Source organism: Bacteroidota bacterium (assembly GCA_021300195.1).
Lineage (GTDB): Bacteria > Bacteroidota > Bacteroidia > J057 > JAJTIE01 > JAJTIE01.
In genome coordinates this window covers 15749-37776 of sequence record JAJTIE010000043.1, presented here as the reverse complement: position 1 = coordinate 37776, position 22028 = coordinate 15749, and the positions used below count along the sequence as shown (strand labels likewise).

Sequence of the window (22028 nt, the reverse complement as noted above, 5' to 3'; positions counted from 1 at the left end):
GAGCTCGACCCGTGCCCCTGCTTCGCCTGCCTCTACAGCCTTTTGGTACCATACTGCGGCGGCTTCGTACTGCCTGATTTCTCGATACATACGGGCTAGGGAAACCAGCGCGAAGCTATAACCAGCTTCGGCGGCTTTTTTGTACCATGCAGCCGCTTGCTCGTACTCCCGTAGTTCACGATACACGGCTGCCAGAGAGACCACTGCACTCTTTTCGCCTGCTTCGGCGGCTCTTTTGTACCAGGTTGCTGCTTGCTCGTACTCCATACGGGCCTGGTGCAGGCTTGCAAGAGAGCATAGGGCTGCCGTTCTTCCTGCTTTGGCTGCCTGTTTATACCATACTTCTGCTTGCTTGTACGCCTGCTGCTCCCGATATAGATCCGCCAGCTTCAGTTGTGCATCGACATCTCCCTGTCGGGCTAGCTTTCGCACTTCCTTATCATTCATGTTTTGCTCCGTGTATTCCTGAGCCACCAGCCAGAGGGGCAGCAGGGAGGCCAGAGATGCCAGGATCAGGCTCTTTGCAGCGTGGATGTTTTTTGCTGTGTGGTTTTCTCCTCGCATAGGCACTAGGCCCAGCGGGCCGTTGATGCCGGGCAATGTATAGAAAATTCTGCAGTTCCTTAATGTACACGTTTGGCTATTGCCCTGCAGGCGGTTTATATTAGGCTAAGTGCCCATCCAGCCATAGCATCGTAGTCCAAAGTGCCTTTCTCTCTCTCCCCCCCCCAAAAAATTTTGGCAATAAGCGCGGATGCAGTCTTCCCAATATATATATTTGCGTCCTCTTACTCCTACTCTCTCTCACGCTGATTTTTCTACCCGATGAAGAAGACTTTGCTGTGGATTTGGCTGTCCGCTACCCTTCCCTGTTTTGTGTGGGCCCAGCAGCAGCCCCCGAAGAATGCTACCCTGAGCGGCTATGTAAAGGATCTCTCGAATGGCGAAGCCCTTATTGGTGCCTCGGTCATGCTACGCGAGGTACAGGCGGGGGCTTATACCAATGAGTATGGATTTTTTTCTATTACAGTGCCCACGGGTAGCTATACCCTGAGCGTTAGCTACCTGGGCTATAGCACCATTGTGCGCCAGCTGAAGCTGGATGCAGACCAGAAGCTGGAGCTGGAAATGAGTACAGAAGCCCTAAGCACCGAGGCCATAGAGGTAAAGGGTGAGCGGGCCAATGTGGAGGAGGTACGCATGAGCACAAACAGCCTGGATATTGTGCAGGTAAAAAATCTGCCCGCCCTATTTGGCGAGGTAGACATTATGAAAACCCTTTCGCTGCTGCCCGGGGTGCAGAGTGCGGGGGATGGAAACGCCGGCTTCTTTGTACGCGGCGGTACCATAGACCAGAACCTGATCTTGCTGGATGAGGCCACGGTGTACAACGCCAGCCACCTACTGGGCTTCTTCTCGGTCTTTAACTCCGACGCACTGAAGGACCTGGATATACAGAAGGGGGGCATCAATGCCAAGTATGGTGGACGGCTAAGCTCGGTGGTAGACATCCGGATGAAGGAGGGCAATGCCAAGCGCTTCAAAGCCACAGGGGGTATTGGCCTGATCAGCAGCAGACTTACGTTGGAGTCACCGATAAAGAAGGAAAAAGGATCTTTTATTGTAAGTGCTAGGCGTAGCTATGCCGATTTGTTCTTGGTCTTCAACTCCGACCCCCAGGTGCGGGGCAATCAGCTTTACTTTTATGATCTGAACTTGAAGGCAAACTATAAGCTAGGCGAGAAAGACCGGTTGTTTGCAAGCGGATACGTGGGTCGAGATGTCTTTAATAATCGGGGTAACTTTGGTCTTTTCTGGGGCAATGTAACAAGCACCCTCCGTTGGAATCACCTCTATTCGGACAGGCTCTTCAGCAACCTGAGCCTTATCTACACCAACTTTGCCTTTGGGTTCAACTTTGAGCAGAACGCAAGCCAAAGCGCATCCTACCGCAGCCGAGTGCGCGACCTACAGCTGAAGCTGGACTATAGTTATTTCATCAGCACACACCATTCCTTATTCTTTGGCGCAAACATCATTCACCATACCTTCACACCCGGTATTTTTGAACCCGTTGGCGGCTCGAGTATTTTTGACAAAGTGGAGCTGGAGAAGGAGTTTGCGGTAGAGCCGGCCATTTACCTGGAGCACGAATGGAAGCCGGATGCACGCTGGGCATTTCGCTATGGCCTGCGGGCCAGCAGCTTCTACAAGCTGGGGCCTGGCGATGTGCGCACCTATGCAGCCGATGGACAAACACCCATAGACACAAACCGTGTGGGTAGCGGAAGGTCTATAGCCGACTACTACAACCTGGAGCCCCGTTTCAGTGCCCGCTACAAGCTGGACGAAAACAGTAGCATCAAATTCAGCTACAACCGCATGGCCCAATACATGCACCTGGTGAGCAATAGCAACACATCCCTACCCACCGATCTGTGGATACCCAGCGGCGAGTATGTGAAACCCCAAACAGCAGACCAGGTTGCAGTCGGCTATTTCCGAGACCTCTTTGATGGCGCACTGGAAACCAGTGTGGAGGTGTACCACAAGTGGCTGTACAACCAGCTGGACTACCGGGATAATGCCGATATCTTCTTCAACGAGTACCTGGAGACCGAGTTCCTGGCTGGCGATGGCCGAAGCTATGGTGCCGAGTTTTTCCTGAAAAAGAAGACCGGCAAGTTTACCGGCTGGGTGAGCTATACCCTCATGTGGTCTGAGCGCAAAATACCGGGCATAAATGGCAATAAGTGGTATCCGGCGGTGAGCGACCGTCGCCACAATATCTCCATTGTGGGCAGCTATGACTTGAACCGACATTGGCTACTTTCCGCCCAGTGGGTGTATCTGGTGGGCCAGCCGGCTACCTTCCCCGAGGGTAAGTATGAGCTATTGGAAGATATACAGGTGCCGGCTTATGGACAAGAGGGGAATGGGACCCGACGTAACGGGGGCCGGTTCCCGGACTATCATCGGCTAGATCTATCGGCCACCTATCGCTTTATTCCCCGAAAGCCTAACCGAAAGTGGTCGCACAGCCTGAACTTTTCCGTGTACAATGCCTATGGGCGCCGAAACGCCTGGAGCATCGGCTTCTTGGAAGACGAAGACAGTACGAGTAACAACACCTTTGTAGAGAAAACGTATCTCTTTGCCTTTGTACCTTCGGTCACCTGGAACTTTGAGCTAAATTAAGTATCATGAAACGCATTTCTTATCAAAGCATAATCGTATTGTTGCTGCTGTCCGTTGTCTCAAGTAGCTGTACCGAACGAATAGAACTGGACTTGGCTAACGATGAACCCCGCCTGGTTGTGGAGTGCATGCTCGTCAACCGATCCGAGCCCATCCGCGTACGCCTTACATGGACACGTCGCTTCTTCGATAACAACCCACCGCCAGCAGTGCAAGGCGCAACAGTAACCGTATCAGATGGCACCACAATCTGGACCTTGACAGATACGGACGGCGATAGTTACTATACCACTCCAGGCCCGGTTCTATTGGAGAACGAACGACCCTACTTCCTGACAGTGGAGGTGAACGGCCAGCGCTATGAGGCTGAAAGCTACATGAACTCCGTACCCGAACTGGAGGCATTGACGGCCCGCTTCATAGAAGAAGGGGATGTGCCTACTATAGATGACCCTGGTTATTTGGTAACTATTTTCACGCAGGAGCCTGTTGGGCCGGGCGATTACTACTACTGGCGCGGTTATTTGGACGACTCCTTGCTGAATAGTATCGACGATATAGCTGTGGTTGAGGACGAGCTGGTAGACGGGAATAAGATAGAGCTGGAGCTAGACTTGTATTTTTCGCGCAAGGGCCGTGTTCGAATCGAGCAGCTAGGTATTACCCGCCACATGTTTGAGTACTTCACGGGTTTATCTCAGCTGGTGGATCAGAATGGTAACCCCTTCTCCCCCCAGCCTGCCAATCCGGTTACCAATGTCCGGAATGTAACCAGCCCGGACAACTACGCTTTCGGCTACTTCTCTGCGGCTTCGATTTCCAGCCAGGAGATAGACCTGTAGCGGGAGCGAGGCCGGTGTCCAGCGCGCCATGCACTAGTTGGATGGGGTAAGGACTACATCCGCCGTTCCGTCCCTCCTTGTACTGCACAAGGGGTAGGCGAATCCGGCAGGCTGTCGTACAGCAGCAAGGCTAGTAGCCTGCTAGCTGTTTTCTTAGTTCACACCCCGCTTCCTGCGTGGGCATCTTAGGGACGGTTGCATATGCTGCACACCGGGGGCACAGACGCTGAGCAGGTAATTAGCTGCCTATGGAAGAGCCGCCTGTATCGCTGGCATTCGCAGCCACCGAAGCGAAGGGTAGGGCAAGGATGCAGCTCACCATAGGCCCATCCAGCCCTCTTAGCTTGGGCTTGGCCCACTGCCAACTAACCTGCCCCGGATAGAGCAGGTTCTAGTAGAGTGGCTGATAGCGCCCGGGGTCATATTCGGCCATCATCTCGCTGGCTACTTTCAGGATGTGCTCTACCTGGCTTTTGCTGAAGTAGTCTCCATCATTGGCATAGGCAGGGCGGTGGTCTTTACTGGTGATGGTTACAGGCTTGCTATCCAGATACTGGTAGCCGTTCTGCACCTCCAGCACCTGCTGCAGGATGTAGGCGCTGGCCCCACCGGGTACATCCTCGTCTAGCACAATGAGTCGGTTGGTCTTGGCCAGGCTACGGGCTATGTCTCCGGCGCGGTCAAAGGGCAGCAGGCTCTGTGCGTCTATCACTTCCAGCTCTATGCCGATGCTAGCCAGGATGTCTGCGGCCTCCAGGGCGATGCGGCAGCAGCTACCGTAGGTAACCAGGGTAATGTCTGTGCCCGTGCGCAGGGTTTCCACCTGGCCCAGGGGTAGGCAAAACTCGGCCAGGTTGCTGGGCATAGGCTCCTTCAGTCGGTAGCCATTTAGTACTTCGATCACCAGGGCGGGATCATCTCCCTTTAGCAGGGTGTTGTAAAATCCGGCTGCCTGCGTCATATTTCGCGGTACAAGCACATGCATACCCCGCAGGCTACCCAGAATCATGCCCATAGGCGAGCCGCTGTGCCAGATACCCTCTAGCCGGTGGCCGCGTGTGCGTACTATGACAGGCGCCTTTTGCCCGCCGGCAGACCGGTAGCGCAGGGTAGCCAGGTCGTCGCTCATTACCTGCAGGGCGTACAGCAGGTAGTCCAGGTACTGTATCTCGGCTATGGGGCGCAGGCCGCGCATGGCCAGGCCTATGCCCTGTCCCAGGATGGTGGCCTCGCGGATGCCGGTATCGCTTACGCGCAGCTCGCCATACTTTTCCTGCAGGCCCTCAAAGCCCTGGTTTACATCCCCCAGGAAGCCCAGGTCTTCGCCAAAGGCCAGCACGCGCGGGTCGCGGCCCAGTGCGGCGTCGAAGCAGGCACGCACCACCTGTCGCCCATCTACCAGCTCGGGTTCTGCCGGGTAGATGGCGGGCACCCCCTTTTCATTCAGTGGGCTCTCGGCCCCCTCGCTCAGCAGCTGGCTGCTGAAGCGCTGGTGATTCACTTCATCCTTGGCAGCCAGCCAGTTCAGAATGGCCTGGCGGGCGGGCAGCTGCTGGCCATGACTAAGCACCAGGGCACGGCGCAGCGCCACATACAGGTCGCGGATGAAGGGCTCGGTTACCTTCTGCAGTTCTTCTTGCAGGCTGGCCAGTGCTGCAGCCTGGCCGGGTAGGTCTGCCGCCAGCTGGGCTATCAGGCCCAGGGCTTCGGCACGTTCGGCCTGTATGGTAGCCTGGTAGGCTTCCCAGGCCTCTTTGCGGGCGGTGGCTACGGCCTTTTTGTCTTCCTTTTCCCAGTCGGTCAGTTCCGCTTCGGTAGCCAGACCCAGGTTGAGTATATACTGGCGCATCTGGGCTATACAGTCATACTCCTGCTCCCAGGCCAGGCGCTCAGGGCTTTTGTAGCGCTCGTGGCTGCCGCTGGTGCTGTGCCCCTGTGGCTGGGTTACCTCTTGCACGTGGATGAGGGCCGGTGCGTGGGTCTTGCGCACCTGGGTGGCCACCTTCTGGTAGGTTTCTATCAGTGCCGCATAGTCCCAGCCCTTTACGGTATGGATGGCAATGCCGGGTTTTTCCTTGGTGGGCTGGTAGCCAGCCAGCAGCTCGCTGATGGAGGACTTGGTGGTTTGGTAGCGGATGGGTACGCTGATGCCATAGTTGTCGTCCCACACGCTCATCACCATGGGCACCTGTAGCACGCCCACGGCGTTCAGGCTCTCCCAGAACGGTCCCTCGGAGGTAGAGGCATCGCCTATGGTACCCCAGGCTATTTCATTGCCCTGGGTGCTGAAGGTGGTGTAGCCATGCAGGGCCTTGTTTTCCCTGTACAGCTTGCTGGCCTGTGCCAGGCCTACCAGGCGCGGCATCTGGCTGCCGGTGGGGCTGCTGTCGGCGGCACTCTGCACACTGGCGGTGTGGTCCAGCCAGTTTCCGGCTGCATCCAGCAGGCGCGTGGCATAGTGCCCGTTCATCTGCCTGCCGCCGCTGGCAGGTTCATGCTCCAGGTCAGTATCTGCATACAGCTGGGCAAAGAACTTGCGGATGTCGCTCAGCCCGGCTGCGAACATAAAGGTCTGGTCTCGGTAATAACCCGAGCGAAAATCGCCTGGCTGTGCGGCCCGTGCCATGGCTATCTGGGCTACCTCTTTCCCATCGCCAAAGATGCCAAACTTGGCCTTGCCCGTCAGCACTTCGCGCCTACCCAGCAGGCTAGCCTGCCTACTCTGGTACGCCATGCGGTAATCGGCCAATACATCTTCCGCCTTCAGCCCCTTGGGGAGTAAGGCTTTTTTCTTTTCCAGCGTTTGTGCCACAGAATAAAATGGATTGAAAAACCAGGGAGTATGCCTAAAAGGAAACAAAATTAGCAAAAAAGCTTCGAACTGAGCCGGGGGTCGCCCGGCTGGGGGGCAAAAAAAGAACTGCCTCTGCTACACAGGTGGGCGATACTGGTGCGCATGAAAATAGCGGGTAAGCTGCCGCAGGTAGCGTGGGTAGCGCCGGATGAGCCGCTGCCCCAGCCGAAAGTTTGTGCCGATAAAGGCCACGATCATGAACAGCAGCAAGGCCCCCAGGCCACGGGTTTTTCCCACCTCTATGCCCACAAGGTTGAGCACCAGCACCAGCAGCAGGGTCTGCACCAGGGTGCCCAGAAAGCAAAACCCGAAGAGCAGAAAAAAATGTACCATCCCCTTGGTCATCAGCAGGTGCTGGCGCTTGTGTGCCAGCGGGTCTATCCCCCGGCTAGCCGGCCAGCTTTGTGCGGTGTGTGCAGGTGTGCTGTGCATGCCCGGCATCAGGCGGCTGGGGTGCTGTGGCAGGCCCCGCGCCAGCAGCTGGTCGTACTGCTGGCGCTTGTGGGGGTCGGCCAGCACCTCATAGGCCAGTAGCACCCGCTGAAACTGCTGCTGGGCCATGGCACCAGGGTTTACATCTGGGTGGTAGCAGCGGGCCAGCCTGCGGTAGGCGGCCTTTATGGCAGGGGGGGTAGCCTGGGGGTCTATCCCCAGCACCTGGTAGTGGTTTCCCTGTACCCCTTCGTTTTGCATGCCGCTACTTGCTGGCCCGCGCTGCTTCCAGCTCGGCCACGCGCTTTTCCAGTTCGCCCACCTTGTTCAGCGTGGCTTCCAGCTTGCGTGCCTGGCCCTGCTGTTGGCTCACCAGGGTCTTCAGGTCCTCCATGTCTTTGCGTATGGCCATAAACTCCTGGTTGTACGCCTGTATCTGTCGCTGCAGGTTCTGCTGCTGGGCTGCCAGCTCCTTCAGCGCCTGCACCGATACCACCAGCAGGCTATATTGATCCACACACTTGCCCGCATACGGCCCCGAGCGGCGCACCAGGTTGGGCAGCTTCTCTTCCAGCCTGTATACATCGAAGCCGAACACTTCCACGTCCTTGTAGAAGAGGGTATCCAGCGAGTAATACATCCTGGGTTCCAGATACTCGAGCAGTTCGCGCCCGCTGTAGGGTATGGGCTGCTCGTCCTTCATCCATACGGGATCCTGGGGTTGCAGGTTCTGGTCGGGCATCGCCACCTGCGCTACCCCTTGTGCCTGTGCCCAGGCTGGCACCAATAAAGCGGTTAAGCCGGATAGGAAAAGCAAATAGCAGGAAACAGGGATGAATAAAGTTCGCATTGTGCACTGGTTGTTTGAAGTAAAGCCTAAAGATACGAGCCTGGGGCAGCAGCCGTTGCGGAATAAAGAAATAACTTTGCTCCTACATGAATCTGCCGCTACGGATTGCCAGCCGCTACCTGCTCTCGCGCAGGCTGCCTGGGCCGGTGAATGTGATTAGCTGGATAGCCATGCTGGGGGTAATGCTGGGTACGGCAGCCCTGGTAATCCTGCTTTCGGTCTTTAACGGCTTTTCAACCCTCATTCGCGACGTTTTTCAGGACTTCGACCCTGTGCTGAAGGTAGCTCCGGCCGAGGGCCAATACCTGGCTAACCAGGCCAGCCTGATGCAGCAGCTGGCACAGCACCCGGGTGTAGCCGCCGTAGTGCCAAGCCTGGAGGGACGCGCACTGCTGCGCTACCACGACCGCCAGCGGGTAATCAGGCTGAAGGGGGTGCCCGAAAATAACATAGGGCAGGTGAGCCGGGTGGCCGAGCGATTGGCCTTCGGCAGCTTCCGCCTGCGGACAGGCAGGGATCCCGCCGGCATTATTGCCGGTAGTGGCGTAGCCTATGCCCTGAATGCGGGACTGGAGGACTACCGACATCAGATGGAGCTGATTGCCGTATCGGCCAGCGCAAACCTGACCATGGCCGATGAGGAGCGTGCCCTGAACAGGAGGCAGGTGGTGATGACCGGGGTGTTTTCGCTGCAAAAGGAGTACGACGACCAATATGTGCTGGCACCCCTGCCCCTGGTGCAGGGCCTCTTTGAAGCCGAGGGGCAGGTAAGTGCCCTGGAGCTGGCCATAGGCCCCGGTGCCGATGCAGAAGCGCTGGAAGCCGAACTACAGGCCCGGCTAGGCCCGGCCTACCAGGTGCTGAATGCGTATGAGCAGCACGCCACCCTGTACGAGGTGATGAAGAGCGAGAAGGCCGTGGGCTTTCTGCTCATTACCCTTATGCTCATGCTGTACTGCACGAACATAGTGGGCAGCCTGAGCATGGTGGTGATAGAGAAAAAACGCGATATCGGCATCCTGCAGGTGATGGGGGCCGGGCCGGGCCTTATCCGGCGCATCTTCCTTACCAGTGGCCTATGGATGGGTGCACTGGGTGGGGGCACGGGCCTGCTGCTAGGCTACGGCCTTAGCTGGCTGCAGGAGTATGGGCAGGTGGTGCCTTTTCCGGGTGCTACGGATAACCTCATCATAAGCCACTACCCCATAGAGACGCGGCTGAGCGATGCGCTCTACATTGCCCTTACCGTACTGGCCCTCGCCTTGTTATCGGCCTGGTATCCGGCCCGAAGGGCGGGGCGCTCGCATGTGCTGCAAAACCTGCAGGGCTAGCTTTTTGCAGCACAGTTTTTCTGTCTCATCCCTCCCCCTATGCACGCCACCTCTGCCTGGAATGACTACCTGAGCCGCCTGGAGCCCGATACGCGGACGCTGGTGCTGGAGGCTGGCTTAGTGGCCGAGGGAGCGGCAGAGCCCCTGGAGCAGCTGCCAGATCTGGGCCGATTCTCTGCACTGGAGCAGCTGGAGGTGGCGCACCACGCCCTGCAGGACCTGGCACCCCTGGCCGGACTGACGCAGCTGCAGCTGCTGGACGTAAGCTACAACGCAGTGGAGAGCCTGCTGCCCCTGGCTGCACACAGCCGCCTGCACACCCTGCTGGCTGCGCACAACCGGATTGCCCACCTGGACAGCCTGCTTGACCTGCCCTGCCTGCGCACCCTTAGCCTGAGTGGCAATCCACTGGAAAATCTGGCGGGCCTGCACCGAACCCCGGGCCTGCACCGGCTGTACCTGAAGCAGTGCAAGCTGCAAGACTGGCACAGCCTGCTGCCCCTGCAGGAGCTGCAGGAGCTGTACCTGAGTGCAGACCACCTGGCACCCCTGTCGGCGCTGGCCCACCTGCCCGGGCTGCGCAGGCTGCACCTCACGGCCCGGCATGCCCATAGCACAGCCGGCCTGGAGGCACTGGGCCAGCTGGAGGAACTGACCCTGACCGGTGCCCAGGCGCTGGCCGATGTGTCGCCCCTGGGCCAGCTGGGCCACCTCAAAAAACTGGCACTACCCTTTAGCGCCCTTACCAGTATAGACTTTGCCCGAGATATGCAGGCGCTGGAAGTGCTGGACCTGCGCGGTACGCCCCTGGCCGGCAGGCTGAATCCGGCAGCCTGGCCATTCCGGCTTATACTGGCCTGACAGATACAGCCACGTGCGTGCGCATTGCCGTGTGCATTTTCGTTACTTTTGCAGTCCGTAGCAGTAACATTTATCATACCTATGCTGAAAATAACCGTGCCCAGCCCCGGAGAGTCCATTACCGAGGTTACCATAGATGCGTGGCTAAAAACGGACGGCCAGTACGTGGAACGGGATGAGCCGCTGGCAGACATCCAGAGCGACAAAGCCATGCTGACTGTGTATGCCGAGGATGCCGGCATCCTGCAAATAAAGGCCAAGGCGGGCGACACCGTGGCGGTGGGTGCTGTGATAGCCGAGATAGACACCGATGCGAAGGCCCCAGCCACCACGGCACAGCCTAAGCAGGAGGGGGTGGCTTCTAGCGCGACACCAGTGGCCGCCACTGCTACAGCCAGCCCGGCGGTGGCTACGCACACCTATGCCACGGGTGTGCCCTCGCCCGCAGCCGAGCGGGTGCTGCATGAGAAGGGCTTGAAGCCCGAAGACGTGACCGGTACCGGCCGCGATGGCCGCATTACCAAGGCCGACGCCCTACAGGCCACTGCTCCCGCCATCCAGCCAGGAAACGGCGCATCCCCGCAGGCACAAGCGACCATCCCCGCTGCCCCTACAGGCAGCCGCACCGAGCGCGCCGAGAAAATGAGCCAGCTGCGCAAAACCCTGGCCAAGCGACTGGTAGCCGCCAAAAACGATACGGCCATGCTCACCACCTTCAATGAAGTGGACATGAGCGCCATCCTGGACCTGCGCAAGCAGTATAAAGACCGCTTCAAGGAGGTGCACGGCATTGGCCTGGGCTTTATGGGCCTCTTTGGCAAGGCCTGCGCACAGGCGCTGATGGAGTTTCCGCAGGTAAACGCCTACCTGGACGGCGACTCGCTCCTATTCCACGACTATGTGGATATTGGCATAGCGGTGAGTACCGAGCGCGGCCTGGTGGTGCCCGTGGTGCGCGGTGTAGAGCAGCTGAGTGTGGCAGAGATCGAACAATCTATTGGCGACATAGCCAAGAAGGCCCGCGAAAACCGCATTACCATTGCCGATATGCAGGGCGGCACCTTTACTATCACCAATGGGGGCGTGTTTGGCTCGCTACTCAGCACCCCCATCCTGAATCCGCCGCAGAGCGCCATCCTGGGTATGCACAAGATAGAGGAGCGCCCCATGGCCCTGAATGGCCAGGTGGTGATCCGCCCCATGATGTACCTGGCCCTGAGCTATGACCACCGCGTGATAGATGGCAAGGAGAGCGTGAGCTTCCTGGTGCGGGTAAAGGAGTATCTGGAAGATCCCATCCGCCTGATGCTGGGCGTATAAGCCATCGGCACCTGCTATGCCGAAGGTACTACGCATCATAAACCGGCTGAACATAGGCGGCCCTACCTACAACGCTGCCTACCTGACAGCCCATCTGCCCCAGCCCTATGAAACCCGGCTGCTGAGTGGCCAGCTGGCTACGGGCGAAGAAAGTAGCCAGCATGTGCTGGAAGAGCTGGGCATAGAGGCCCACTACCTGCCCCACATGCAGCGCGAACTGAGCCCGGGCCTGGACGTACGCGCCTACCGCCAGCTGAAACAGGCCCTGATAACCTACCATCCAGACATTGTGCATACCCATGCTGCCAAGGCGGGTATGCTAGGTCGCCTTGCGGCTATGAACCAGCATGTGCCGGTCATCATTCACACCTTCCATGGCCATGTGTTTCACAGCTACTTCAGCCCGGCCAAAACACGCCTCTTTATCCAGATCGAGCGATTCCTGGCTAGCCTCAGCTCGGCCATTATTGCCCTAAGCCCCCTCCAGGCCTATGAGCTTACCGAGGTGTTCAACATCTGCAAGCCCGAGAAAATCCGCATCATCCCCAATGGATTCGATCTTTCGCCTTTTGAAACCCAGCAGCCGGAAAAGCGGCAGGCCTTTCGTAGCAGCTGGGGGATAGCCGAGGAGGCCCTTGTGATCGGCCTGATTGGCCGAATGGCTCCCATCAAGAACCACGCATTGTTTCTGGAGGCATTTGCACACCTAAAGGCACGGAGCACCCAGCCAGTGGTGGCCGTGCTGGTGGGCGATGGAGAGCTGCGCCCCAGCCTGGAGGCCCTCTGCCATAGCCTGAACCTGAAGACCGGCCAGGCCGAGCGGCTACAGCCCGGGGCCGATGTGCTGTTTACCAGCTGGATACGAGATGTGAGTGCCCCCATTGCAGGCATGGACATTGTGGCTATGAGCAGCCTGAACGAGGGAAACCCGGTGGCCCTGGTGGAGGCCCAGGCTGCGGCCAAGCCCTGCGTAAGCACCGACGTGGGCGGCGTGCGAGACACCCTGCTGCCCGATGTGTCGGGCTACGTGGTGCCTAGCGGGCAGCCCCGCCCCCTGGCCGAGGCCCTGCTAGGGCTTGTAAACGATGCCCCCCTGCGCCAGCAGATGGGCCAGCAGGGGCGGCAGTTTGCCCAGCTACGCTTTAGCTACCAGCGCCTGGTGCAAGACATGCACGCCCTATACGAGGCGGAGCTGCGCAAGCACCGACACTAACCACAGGGGGCAAGCCAGCAGGCGCACCAGGGCAGCAGCCCGCCACCGTGGGCACCGGCAAGGCAACCAATTGGTAACAAATCCTTATTTTTGTGTTTGTCTTTGATTCAACACGCAGCATGTCCGATACACCCAAGATCCTTACGCTCCAGCAGTTCATCCTTTCGGAGCAGAAAGACCACCCCAAGGCCACTGGCGAGCTCAGCCAGCTGCTGCGAGATATAAGCCTGGCCGCCCGTATCGTAAGCCGCGAGGTAAATCGCGCCGGGCTAAGCTCCATCCTGGGCGAGGCCAACCTGATAAATGTGCAGGGCGAGGCCCAAATGAAGCTGGACCTGTATGCAGACCATACCTTTCTGAATGCGCTGAGACTGGGAGGCATAACCGCCGTATACGCCAGCGAGGAGCAAGAAGACGTGGTGCCCATCGGCATGGTAAATGGCCGCTATGGCAAGTATGCCGTGCTGTGCGACCCCCTGGATGGCAGCAGCAACGTAGACGTGAATGTAAGCATCGGCACCATATTCAGCGTATTCCGCCGCAAGACACAGGAGTGCCCCGGCACCCTGGAAGACTGCCTGCAGCATGGTTATGAGCAGATTGCTGCCGGCTATGTGCTGTATGGCAGCAGTACCATGCTGGTATACACCACCAGGGGGCATGGTGTAAACGGATTCACGCTAGAGCCTAGCCTGGGCGAGTTTATCCTGAGCCACCCGAACATCCGCATACCCGAAAAGGCAAAGTACTATAGCGTGAACGAGGCCAACCGCAGCCAGTTTACCGAGCCGGCAAAGCGCTATCTGGAGTATGTGGACCAGCGCAACCAGGGCGAGAAGCCCGGCATCAATGCCCGCTATATCGGTAGCCTGGTGGCCGACTTTCACCGAAACCTGCTGCAGGGCGGCATCTACCTATATCCAGGCCTGAAGCACCAGCCTGCGGGTAAGCTGCGCCTGATGTATGAAGCTAACCCCATGGCACTGCTGGTAGAGAATGCCGGTGGCCGAGCCACCGACGGTACCCGCCGCATCCTGGACCTGGAGCCAACGGCCCTGCACCAGCGCACCCCCCTCTACCTGGGTAGCAAGCAGGAAATGGACCTATTGGAAAGCATGCACAAAGAAGCTATTTTGGCAGGCAAATAGGCGGACACAACCGAACAAGGGGAGAGCTTTGTAGCTAATTCGAGCTGAGAAGGCACCCCATACCACCCAAGAACACCCAAGACAGAAACTGAACGCACTATGTGGAAACGATTTACCCGGGCACTGAAGGCCCTATTCGGGGGGGCAGTAAAGGCCATAGAAGACCCCAAACTCATCCTGGAGCAAAATATACGCGAGCTGAACGACCAGGTGCCGCGCATGAACCAGAATATTGCCACCGTAAAGGCCAATGTAACCCTGCTGGAGAATGAGCTGAAGAAGTACAAGAGCGAATACAACGACCTGATCAGCAAGATGAAGGCTGCCATAAAGAATAACCGCGATGACATAGCCGCCAACTATGCCGTACGGGTGGAGAGCCTGAAGAGCCACATTGCCCAAACACAAAGCCAGCACGAAACGGCCGTATCGGCCTACGAGAAATCGCTGGAGGTGAAAAAGGCATTCATGCGCGAGCGCGAGCGCAAAATAGCTGAAGCCCGCGAAGCCCTGCGTGCCCACGAACGGGCTAAATGGCAGAGCAAGATAGCTGACACCATGGAGCAGTTTGAAGTAGGCGGTATAGACCAGACACACCAGGAGATGATAGACCGCCTGAACCAGAAAACCGCACACAGCGAGGCCCGGGTAGACCTGGTGCTGGACAGCATAGACACCGAGAGCCTGAAAATAGACGAGGAGGCCGAGAAGCTGCGTGCGCTGGACCTGGTGCAGCAGTACAAACTGGAGATGGGCCTGACCGGTAGCACCCCAACCCCCCTACTGGAAGAAGAAAACCAGCCGGAAAAACCAGAGCAGGAGCGCTCGTAGCTATCCTCGCTGAGTCGGGGAAGGGGAGATCAGTCGGTTTTTTGCGGCCCTTCTTAAAGAACCTAGCGTGCTGTTTTCCCATTTGGATTAAAACCGACAGGATTGGCCCCATGCGAAACGTGCCTAGCCTGTGTATGCAGCTGTGATGAGTAGGGTAGAGTAAGGAGAGAGGCAGGTGTTCGCCGTTTCCGGGTAACAACCGGTGCATCGCACCCCGTTCGCGCTATCAAAGTAGTAGACTGAGGCCCGAGAACAGGGCCGCTCCCACAATAAATAGCCATGATAGTGCGTCTCTGAATTCATTGCGCTTGTGTAGCAGAAATAGTAGGTGTAGCCCCAGATGAATGAGTAGAAACACATCCATGCCGTGACGGAAGGAAACACTACCGGATAACTCTTGTGCCAGCACCCAGTAAAAGAGCGGGACATGTAGCAATACGAAAACAGCTTGGCCTACTCGGTCATTCAGGCAGGAGAGGCCCGGAAAAATACGCCACTCATGGCAGCGAATGGCATCCATCTCGTGGATCAGGATGCAGGCCAGGGCTAACAGGTGAAAATCTATCATACGCAGAAGAAGGCATAAAAATAGGCCAGCGTGGTGTCTACCGCAGCTGGCCTATTGATGTATTTGCCTGCCTGCTGGCTAGGCTACCAGGTTTCGGCTGATCACAATGTGCTGTATCTCGCTGGTACCTTCGTAGATTTCGGTGATCTTGGCATCTCGGTATAGGCGCTCCACGTGGTATTCCTTTACAAAGCCATAGCCGCCGTGCACCTGCACCGCCTCTCGGGCCACGTCTACCGCTATCTTGCTGGCAAACAGCTTGGCCATACTGGCTGTTTGTCCAAATGGCAGGTCCAGGTCCTTTTCGCGTGCCGCCTTTAGGCATAGCAGGCGTGCCGCCTCCACATCCGTGGCCATTTTGGCCAGCTTGAAGCTGATGGCCTGATGTTTGAAGATCTCGCGTCCGAACGCCTTTCGTTCTTGGCTATATTTCAGCGCCAGCTCAAAGGCCCCAGCAGCAATACCCAGTGCCTGGGCTGCAATGCCAATGCGCCCCCCGTCTAGCGTGCCCATGGCAAACTTGAAGCCGAAGCCATCCTCGCCGATGCGGTTTTCCTTCGGCACCTTCACGTCGTTAAACAGCAGGGTGGTGGTGTCGCTACCCCGGATGCCCAGCTTGTCTTCTTTCTTGCCCACCTCAAAGCCGGGCATGCCCTTCTCCACGATCAGGCAGTTGATGCCCCGGTGTCCTTTGGCACGGTCGGTCTGTGCTATCACCAGGTACACGCTGGCACGTTGCCCGTTGGTAATCCAGTTTTTGGTGCCGTTCAGCAGGTAGTGGTCGCCCATGTCCAGGGCCTCTGTTTTCTGGCTGGTGGCATCGCTACCAGCCTCGGGCTCACTCAGGCAGAATGCGCCCACGATCTCGCCACTGCACAGGCGCGGCAGATACTTCTGCTTCTGTTCTTCGGTGCCATACTTCTCCAGGCCCCAGCATACCAGGCTATTGTTTACGCTCATCATTACCGAGGCACTGGCATCCACCTTGCTCAGTTCCTCCATGGCCAGCACATAGCTTACGGTATCCATGCCGCCCCCGCCATATTGGGGGCTCACCATCATGCCCATAAAGCCCATCTCGCCCATGCTGCGCTGTAGCTCCTGCGGAAACTGCTGGGTATTGTCTCGCTCTATCACCCCTGGCAGCAGCTCCTTCTGGGCAAAGTCTCGTGCCATCTGGCGGATCATTTTATGCTCTTCGGTCAGTTCAAAGTTCATGGCTCTTGGTTAAATACGCTTACTCAGAATTTCGGTTTCTAGCTTCTGGCTCGGCCAGTTCGGTGTGTGAAATACTCGCGGATATCGAAACTACTGGCCTAGCATTCGCGTGTTTGCTCGCACGATCCTTCGCTCGGCCAGTTTATCCGCAAATTTAGTCCTAAAAATTGTCAGACAAAGCATAAATCTGGTTGCAGACGGCAATAAAGCAGCAATGAATTAAGCCGGGAGGGGACTTTAGTCCTGGCGCGTCCGTTGACTATTGCGGAAGTACTCGTCCCGCTGTGGGTGTGCATCAGCCAGCATGCTCGTACGGTGTGTGCAGAATAGCCTACGGGCTAGGGCAGGGATACTGCTAACCGCAGTGCCGACTTCGCACCAGTTCGGCACCCGTGCGCCGGCATCAGGGGGTATCTGTTTGTGCCTCCGTGCCCGCTGGTATTTCCAGCTTGGCCACTTCGCTTAGCCGCTGTATGCTGCGGGTTTTTCCGGTCTTTTCATCCAGGTCGAAGATGGCAGCATGCAGCATGGGTGCTTCTTCGGCCAGCTTGTAGCGTTGCGGGATTTGTATCCGAAAGCGGGTGATGGCCGTTTCGATATCCATCCCGATCACGCTGTGATGTGGGCCGGTAAAACCTGCATCTGTCAGGTATCCTGTTCCGTGAGGCAGCACCTGTTCGTCCGCTGTTTGCACATGGGTGTGCGTGCCACACAGGGCACTTATGCGGCCATCCACATACCAGCCCATGGCCTTCTTTTCCGCCGTGGCCTCGGCGTGGAAGTCCATAAAAATGACCTGTGCATGTGTGCCCAGGTCTTGTATCAGGCGGTCTGCCACCGTGAAGGGGCAGTTCACCGGGTTTTGGAAAAAGGTATTGCCCCGCAGGTTGATAACGCCCACCTGTATGCCTTTTGCGGTTTCGTATAGCCCAAAGCCCTGCCCGGGTGCACCCTTTGGGTAGTTTGCCGGGCGCAGCAGGGTGTTGTGCCGGGCCATGTAGGGGAATATCAGGTGCTTGTCGAAACTGTGGTCGCCTCCGGTTATCACGTCCACACCCGCCTTGTGCAGGCGCTTGCAGATCACTTCGTTTATGCCGCGCCCCTCGTGGCTGTTTTCGCCATTACACACCACAAAGTCAATGCGATGAGCCGTAATCAGGCCGGGCAGCAATGCCTGTACACAGGCCACGCCGATGTCGCCCACTACATCGCCGATAAAGAGGAGTCGCATTTATTGATTGGTGTCTTGCTCGTGGTACAGCGCACCCGGTTCCTGCTCGGCCTGGCGCTCCCGGTCAAACTGGTCGTAGTCAAAGTCGGGCATCAGTTCCTCCTTTACATGCAGGATAACTTCCTCTAGCGACCGCAGGAACTTATTGAAATCCTCTTTGTACAAAAACAGCTTTTGCTTGTAGTAGCCATCCCCGTCGTGGTCTCGTTTCCGCTCGGTAATGGTTATATAGTAGTCATTGCCCCGGGTGGCCCGTACGTCGAACATGTACGTGCGTTTCCCCGCCTTTATTCTTTTGCTGTAGATTTCGTTGGCTTGGTCGTATTCGCCTCTCCGGTTTTCGTTGTAGTCCACAGTTTACAGTTTATGTCCGGATACAAATATAAGGAATCCTGTGTGCTGGCCAAAACGCGGCAGGGTGGCCGGGTAGCCTAGCGGACAAGTGTAATGGTGCCTACTTTTTCGATTTTACCAATCTTGAGAATGTACACATACACCCCCTCGGGCGCATCTTCTCCCCCTACTCGTCCGTCCCATCCCTCGCCACGTACATTTGCCTCATACACCACCTCTCCCCAGCGGTTGTACACCTGCACGTCGCCAAAGCAGTCTGGGTTCACCAGCTCTGCCCGCCAGTAGTCGTTTATCCCGTCGCCGTTTGGGGTAAATACATTGGGTATGGAGAGCTCCAGGAAGTTTGAGTTGTAGAAAGTTTGCGTCTGGCGGTAGGTAGGCCCGCACTGGTCTTTGTCCCGGGCCACCAGCTCCACCTCCTGCCTTCCGGGTCCGTATCGGTTCAGGTCCACCACCTGGTTTCGTACCGTGTCTCCGTTTACAACCCAGTATTGGGTGGCAACATCTCCATTGGGCTGGAAGATCAGATTATACTCGCCCAGGCAGCTGCTGCTGTCTATGGTAAACCGCACCTCCGGTGCCCGGGGTACCAGAAACTGCTGCTGGAAACGGACGCTGCACAGGCCGTTTGTGCTGAAGGCCGTGTAGGTAAGGGTATAGGTGCCTGGTGCTGCATAGGTGTGCGTGGGATTTCGCTGGGTGCTGGTGTTGCCGTCTCCAAAGTCCCAGAGCCAGCTGGAGGTATTGAAGTCTTCGGCCTCCAGGGCGTAGGTGAAGCTACAGGCATCGCGCCGGCTGCCCAGGTCCAGGCGCTCGGGCAGGCCCACCGTTACGAGCGACTCCACGGTCTGAGAGCACACGGTACCCGGGTTTACCACCAGCTTTATGGGGTACACGCCCGATGACCGGAAGGTGCGGACAAAGCTGTTCTTGTCTCTGCGCACCAGGGTATCTCCGCGGAGGGCCCCCACGGTATCGGGGAAGATCCACTGGTACACTACCCCCACCTCGGTGGTGTTTTTCAGCACTACGTCCAGTTCGCAGGGATTGTTTTCAGCTTCAAAGCCGGGATTACGCACCTCATACACAATGATTTCCTGCTCTACGCTGTCCGGGAAGCTACATGCGATACCTGGCGGATAGCCTGCCACCAGCTTTACCCGGAAGATGCCGGGGTTCTCGTACACGTGTACGCTGGGGTTTCCCAGGCCGGTGTTGATGGCCCCGGTGGTTGTGTCGCCAAAATGCCAGCGGAAGACGGAGGGGTCGGGAAAGCCTGGGAGCAGAGACTCGGTTCCGTCTGCGAGAAACTCAAAGGTGAAGGGTGCGCAGCCGGTGGTATTCAGGTTTCGTGCGGTCAGCTTGGGCTGCGCCCGGTTGATAATCTGAAAGTCGAACTTGAAGACAGCATTGTTGCAGTTGGTGGATCCATTCACCCTGCTGTAGGCCCCGGGTGTGGTGGGAAAGTTGTCCAGCCCGTCACAGCTGGCGCACACGGCATGGTATACCTTGCCCCGTTTGTCAAAGCGGCTGGTGCCGCCATCCACATGGTCTCTGGCTGCAAAGTTTGCCTCGCCAAAGTAGCTGCCATACACCAGGCTCCGCCCATTCTGCGCCAGCACCAGCATGTAGAAGTCCGATCCCTCGGTGGTAGGCTTTACGGCATCTGCCGTAACGGGCATGTTGCTTATGTTGTTCTCGCCGTTTGGCAGCGTGCCTCCGCCCCAGCCGGCTACGTAGATGTTGTAGCAGTCGTCTACCAGAAAGGCCGTGGGGCTGATGTCGGGCTCGGTCTTACCGCTGCCCCACACGCTGCTTAGCTCGCGCGTGCGCAGGTTGGGTGCAAAGCGCATGAAAAATTGCCGGCCATTTAGGGTGCTGAAGATGCCATCTTCGCCGGCGGCCACCTGGGTGGTCATGGCCCCCTCGGTGTTTCCCACTACGTAGGGTTTTCCGTCCAGGTCCAGCTCTACCAGCAGGGCTTGGTCATAGGCTGCGGTGCCTATGTAGGTGCCACCCAGCACGGTGCTCATGTCTGCCGACAGGCGTAGCAGATAGCCATCGGCCCCATTGGAGTTGGCATGTGTGGCCTGCCAGGCGGTGGCGGGTATCCCCAGTCCGGTATTACTCTGTGTTCCGCCCGTCAGGTAGATCTCATTGTCCCGGTTTGTTTTCAGGCTATACACGGCATCATTCCGGTTGCCGGGCACATAGGTACTTTGCATCAGTGTGCTGAGGTTTTTGCTGAGCCGGAATACAACGCCATCCTGACTGGTGCGCAGGTCGGCACCGGAATTTCCGGGAGCTGCACCCCACACCCCGGCGGTAGTCGGAAAGTTCTGGCTGCGGGTAGTGGCTCCTACCAGCACATCTCCATTCTGGTCCAGGATGATTTCTCCCCGTGCCTCGTCGCCCACAAATCTGCGCAGCGGGTTCAGGTAGTTAGTTCCCCCTACGATAACCTGCCACTGGTTTACGCCGTCTAGCCCGCTGCCGCCCACATAGGTGCTGCCCAGCAGCTGAGTGCCGTCTTGGCTAAGGCGTGCCACGAATAGGTCGCCGTTTCCATTATAGCTGGCATCGTAGGCATTTGCGGTTGGGAAGTTTGCGCTCAGTGTTGCACCGTATATGTACAGTTCATTTTGTGCGTTCACAATCAGGCTAGCCGGATGCTCGTTGGACGCCCCACCCAGCAGGGTGGCCCACACACGCTGGCGGCCATCTGGGCTGAACTTGATGAGCATACAGTCCGAGGCAAAGAAAAGCACATCCGAGCCCAGCTGTTCGTTGTTCAGGCCGGTACCACCCGAGTAGGCTACCTGGTAGGCCCCCGGGCTGAGGAGGCCGGTGGTGGGTGCAAAGTTGTGGACGACACCGCCCGAGTAGGCATTCCCCGCTTCGTCAAAGGTGGCGGTCATACCCCAGTTGTCGGCATTGGAGCCGGAATAGGTGCTGAACACCAGCACCGGGTCTATGGTGAGGGCCTCAGTCCGCCTGCCGGCATGTGCATAGCCCAGGGCACCGCTGCGGTTCAGCGTATACTGCACCTGTGCCGGGCGCTGGCCGTGCCCACTGCCCAGCCAGGCGGCAGGCATCTGCTCCTGCAGCACGCCTATGCTGGTGTGTATGTGCAGGGTGTTGTGTATCAGTTCCACTTTGTCGGCCCCCTCGTACACAAAGCGTGCCTCGTCCAGGTCTGCCCCGGGTTGGGCTATCAGGTTATACTTCAGGCCTCCCGACGCGCTGCCGGTTACCTCCAGGTCTATGCCCGGGTACAGGTTTCGGTACCGCACCGTACCCACCAGGGCCAGGCCGCTGGCCCACTTTGCGGGGTCGTTGCCCACAAAGTAGTTGAAGGCACCCGGCCGGGGCGCACTACCCTCTATGCTGCTGGCCCCCGGGGCATCCAGCCACTTCAGCTTCAGCAGGTGTGCGCCGAAGGTTACCACCTCCTCGCTATAGCGGGGTAGGTCGTGTATGTACTCCAGGCTGTCGGTTTCATAGTACAGCAGGCTGATGCCTGTGTGTGTAAGCCAGGCCTGCCCCCCGCGCAGGTACGCCATGTACAGGATCTGCGGATCCCACTGGCCTGCGTTTGGGATGAAGGAAACCGCAGAGGAGGGCGGCGCGGCCTCGTGCGCGCCACCGTGGGCCATGGCCGCCCCCACCGGCACTAGCCAGGTGCACAGCAGTAGCCCGATGAAAAATACCTGGATGCAGGGACGCGTACTCATACGGTTAAGCTATCTGTAAAACGTGCATGAGCCGTCAATATGC

The 22028-nt window shown here is 57.9% G+C and carries 17 protein-coding genes; 8 read left to right on the top strand and 9 right to left on the bottom strand.

Going from position 1 to position 22028, the window contains the following annotated elements; all coding sequences use genetic code 11:
• Positions 1-600, bottom strand: a 600-nt coding sequence (locus LW884_09805) for a hypothetical protein (protein MCE3008622.1), incomplete at its 3' end; no start/stop codon positions are given.
• A 225-nt stretch (positions 601-825) separates the two neighbouring features.
• Here LW884_09805 and LW884_09800 point away from each other — a divergent pair.
• Both LW884_09800 and LW884_09795 read left to right on the top strand, forming a co-directional pair.
• On the top strand, positions 826-3198 hold the full coding sequence (locus LW884_09800; protein ID MCE3008621.1) for a TonB-dependent receptor: 2373 nt from the start codon (positions 826-828) through the stop codon (positions 3196-3198).
• Between the two features lie 5 nt (positions 3199-3203).
• Positions 3204-4040 carry a DUF4249 domain-containing protein gene (locus LW884_09795; GenBank protein ID MCE3008620.1) on the top strand — a complete coding sequence of 279 codons (837 nt, stop codon included), beginning with the start codon at positions 3204-3206 and terminating at the stop codon, positions 4038-4040.
• Positions 4041-4431: 391 nt separating this feature from the next.
• Here LW884_09795 and LW884_09790 read toward each other — a convergent pair whose 3' ends face one another.
• The 3 genes from LW884_09790 to LW884_09780 all read right to left on the bottom strand — a co-directional run bounded on the left by LW884_09790 (position 4432) and on the right by LW884_09780 (position 8113).
• Positions 4432-6852, bottom strand: a complete 2421-nt coding sequence (locus LW884_09790) for a transketolase (GenBank protein MCE3008619.1) — start codon at positions 6850-6852, stop codon at positions 4432-4434.
• Between the two features lie 117 nt (positions 6853-6969).
• Positions 6970-7587: a J domain-containing protein gene (locus LW884_09785; protein ID MCE3008618.1), complete on the bottom strand. Its 618-nt coding sequence runs from the start codon at positions 7585-7587 to the stop codon at positions 6970-6972.
• Positions 7588-7591: 4 nt separating this feature from the next.
• Positions 7592-8113 carry a hypothetical protein gene (locus LW884_09780; protein MCE3008617.1) on the bottom strand — a complete coding sequence of 174 codons (522 nt, stop codon included), beginning with the start codon at positions 8111-8113 and terminating at the stop codon, positions 7592-7594.
• A 149-nt stretch (positions 8114-8262) separates the two neighbouring features.
• Here LW884_09780 and LW884_09775 point away from each other — a divergent pair, with 149 nt between their 5' ends.
• The 6 genes from LW884_09775 (at position 8263) to LW884_09750 (ending at position 14880) form a co-directional block, all read left to right on the top strand.
• A complete protein-coding gene (locus LW884_09775; protein ID MCE3008616.1) occupies positions 8263-9507 on the top strand; it encodes an ABC transporter permease in 1245 nt (414 codons plus the stop codon).
• 39 nt (positions 9508-9546) lie between these two features.
• Positions 9547-10368, top strand: coding sequence for a hypothetical protein (locus LW884_09770; protein ID MCE3008615.1), 822 nt, complete (start codon positions 9547-9549; stop codon positions 10366-10368).
• 81 nt (positions 10369-10449) lie between these two features.
• Positions 10450-11688 (top strand): 2-oxoglutarate dehydrogenase complex dihydrolipoyllysine-residue succinyltransferase, encoded by a 1239-nt coding sequence (gene odhB / locus LW884_09765; protein MCE3008614.1) that lies wholly within the window; start codon positions 10450-10452, stop codon positions 11686-11688.
• A 16-nt stretch (positions 11689-11704) separates the two neighbouring features.
• Positions 11705-12901 carry a glycosyltransferase gene (locus tag LW884_09760; GenBank protein ID MCE3008613.1) on the top strand — a complete coding sequence of 399 codons (1197 nt, stop codon included), beginning with the start codon at positions 11705-11707 and terminating at the stop codon, positions 12899-12901.
• Positions 12902-13020: 119 nt separating this feature from the next.
• On the top strand, positions 13021-14049 hold the full coding sequence (gene fbp, locus LW884_09755; GenBank protein MCE3008612.1) for a class 1 fructose-bisphosphatase: 1029 nt from the start codon (positions 13021-13023) through the stop codon (positions 14047-14049).
• A gap of 99 nt (positions 14050-14148) precedes the next feature.
• On the top strand, positions 14149-14880 hold the full coding sequence (locus LW884_09750) for a PspA/IM30 family protein (protein ID MCE3008611.1): 732 nt from the start codon (positions 14149-14151) through the stop codon (positions 14878-14880).
• A 226-nt stretch (positions 14881-15106) separates the two neighbouring features.
• Here LW884_09750 and LW884_09745 read toward each other — a convergent pair whose 3' ends face one another.
• The 5 genes from LW884_09745 to LW884_09725 form a co-directional block, all read right to left on the bottom strand.
• The gene (locus LW884_09745) at positions 15107-15448 is read right to left on the bottom strand and encodes a hypothetical protein (GenBank protein MCE3008610.1); all 342 of its coding nucleotides are present in this window, start codon (positions 15446-15448) and stop codon (positions 15107-15109) included.
• A 78-nt stretch (positions 15449-15526) separates the two neighbouring features.
• Positions 15527-16666 carry an acyl-CoA dehydrogenase gene (locus LW884_09740; protein ID MCE3008609.1) on the bottom strand — a complete coding sequence of 380 codons (1140 nt, stop codon included), beginning with the start codon at positions 16664-16666 and terminating at the stop codon, positions 15527-15529.
• A 403-nt stretch (positions 16667-17069) separates the two neighbouring features.
• Positions 17070-17897, bottom strand: coding sequence for a TIGR00282 family metallophosphoesterase (locus tag LW884_09735; GenBank protein MCE3008608.1), 828 nt, complete (start codon positions 17895-17897; stop codon positions 17070-17072).
• On the bottom strand, positions 17898-18251 hold the full coding sequence (locus LW884_09730; protein ID MCE3008607.1) for a PUR family DNA/RNA-binding protein: 354 nt from the start codon (positions 18249-18251) through the stop codon (positions 17898-17900).
• A gap of 77 nt (positions 18252-18328) precedes the next feature.
• Positions 18329-21985, bottom strand: a complete 3657-nt coding sequence (locus tag LW884_09725; GenBank protein MCE3008606.1) for a PKD domain-containing protein — start codon at positions 21983-21985, stop codon at positions 18329-18331.
• Between the last annotated feature and the right edge of the window lie 43 nt (positions 21986-22028).

Bases quoted from the DNA above. Each gene is read 5' to 3' on its own strand.
- odhB (MCE3008614.1), top strand. From the start codon at position 10,450: ATGCTGAAAATAACCGTGCCCAGCCCCGGAGAGTCCATTACCGAGGTT.
- LW884_09760 (MCE3008613.1), top strand. From the start codon at position 11,705: ATGCCGAAGGTACTACGCATCATAAACCGGCTGAACATAGGCGGCCCT.
- fbp (MCE3008612.1), top strand. From the start codon at position 13,021: ATGTCCGATACACCCAAGATCCTTACGCTCCAGCAGTTCATCCTTTCG.
- LW884_09735 (MCE3008608.1), bottom strand. From the start codon at position 17,897: ATGCGACTCCTCTTTATCGGCGATGTAGTGGGCGACATCGGCGTGGCC.
- LW884_09750 (MCE3008611.1), top strand. From the start codon at position 14,149: ATGTGGAAACGATTTACCCGGGCACTGAAGGCCCTATTCGGGGGGGCA.
- LW884_09795 (MCE3008620.1), top strand. From the start codon at position 3,204: ATGAAACGCATTTCTTATCAAAGCATAATCGTATTGTTGCTGCTGTCC.
- LW884_09785 (MCE3008618.1), bottom strand. From the start codon at position 7,587: ATGCAAAACGAAGGGGTACAGGGAAACCACTACCAGGTGCTGGGGATA.
- LW884_09725 (MCE3008606.1), bottom strand. From the start codon at position 21,985: ATGAGTACGCGTCCCTGCATCCAGGTATTTTTCATCGGGCTACTGCTG.
- LW884_09745 (MCE3008610.1), bottom strand. From the start codon at position 15,448: ATGATAGATTTTCACCTGTTAGCCCTGGCCTGCATCCTGATCCACGAG.
- LW884_09775 (MCE3008616.1), top strand. From the start codon at position 8,263: ATGAATCTGCCGCTACGGATTGCCAGCCGCTACCTGCTCTCGCGCAGG.
- LW884_09770 (MCE3008615.1), top strand. From the start codon at position 9,547: ATGCACGCCACCTCTGCCTGGAATGACTACCTGAGCCGCCTGGAGCCC.
- LW884_09740 (MCE3008609.1), bottom strand. From the start codon at position 16,666: ATGAACTTTGAACTGACCGAAGAGCATAAAATGATCCGCCAGATGGCA.
- LW884_09800 (MCE3008621.1), top strand. From the start codon at position 826: ATGAAGAAGACTTTGCTGTGGATTTGGCTGTCCGCTACCCTTCCCTGT.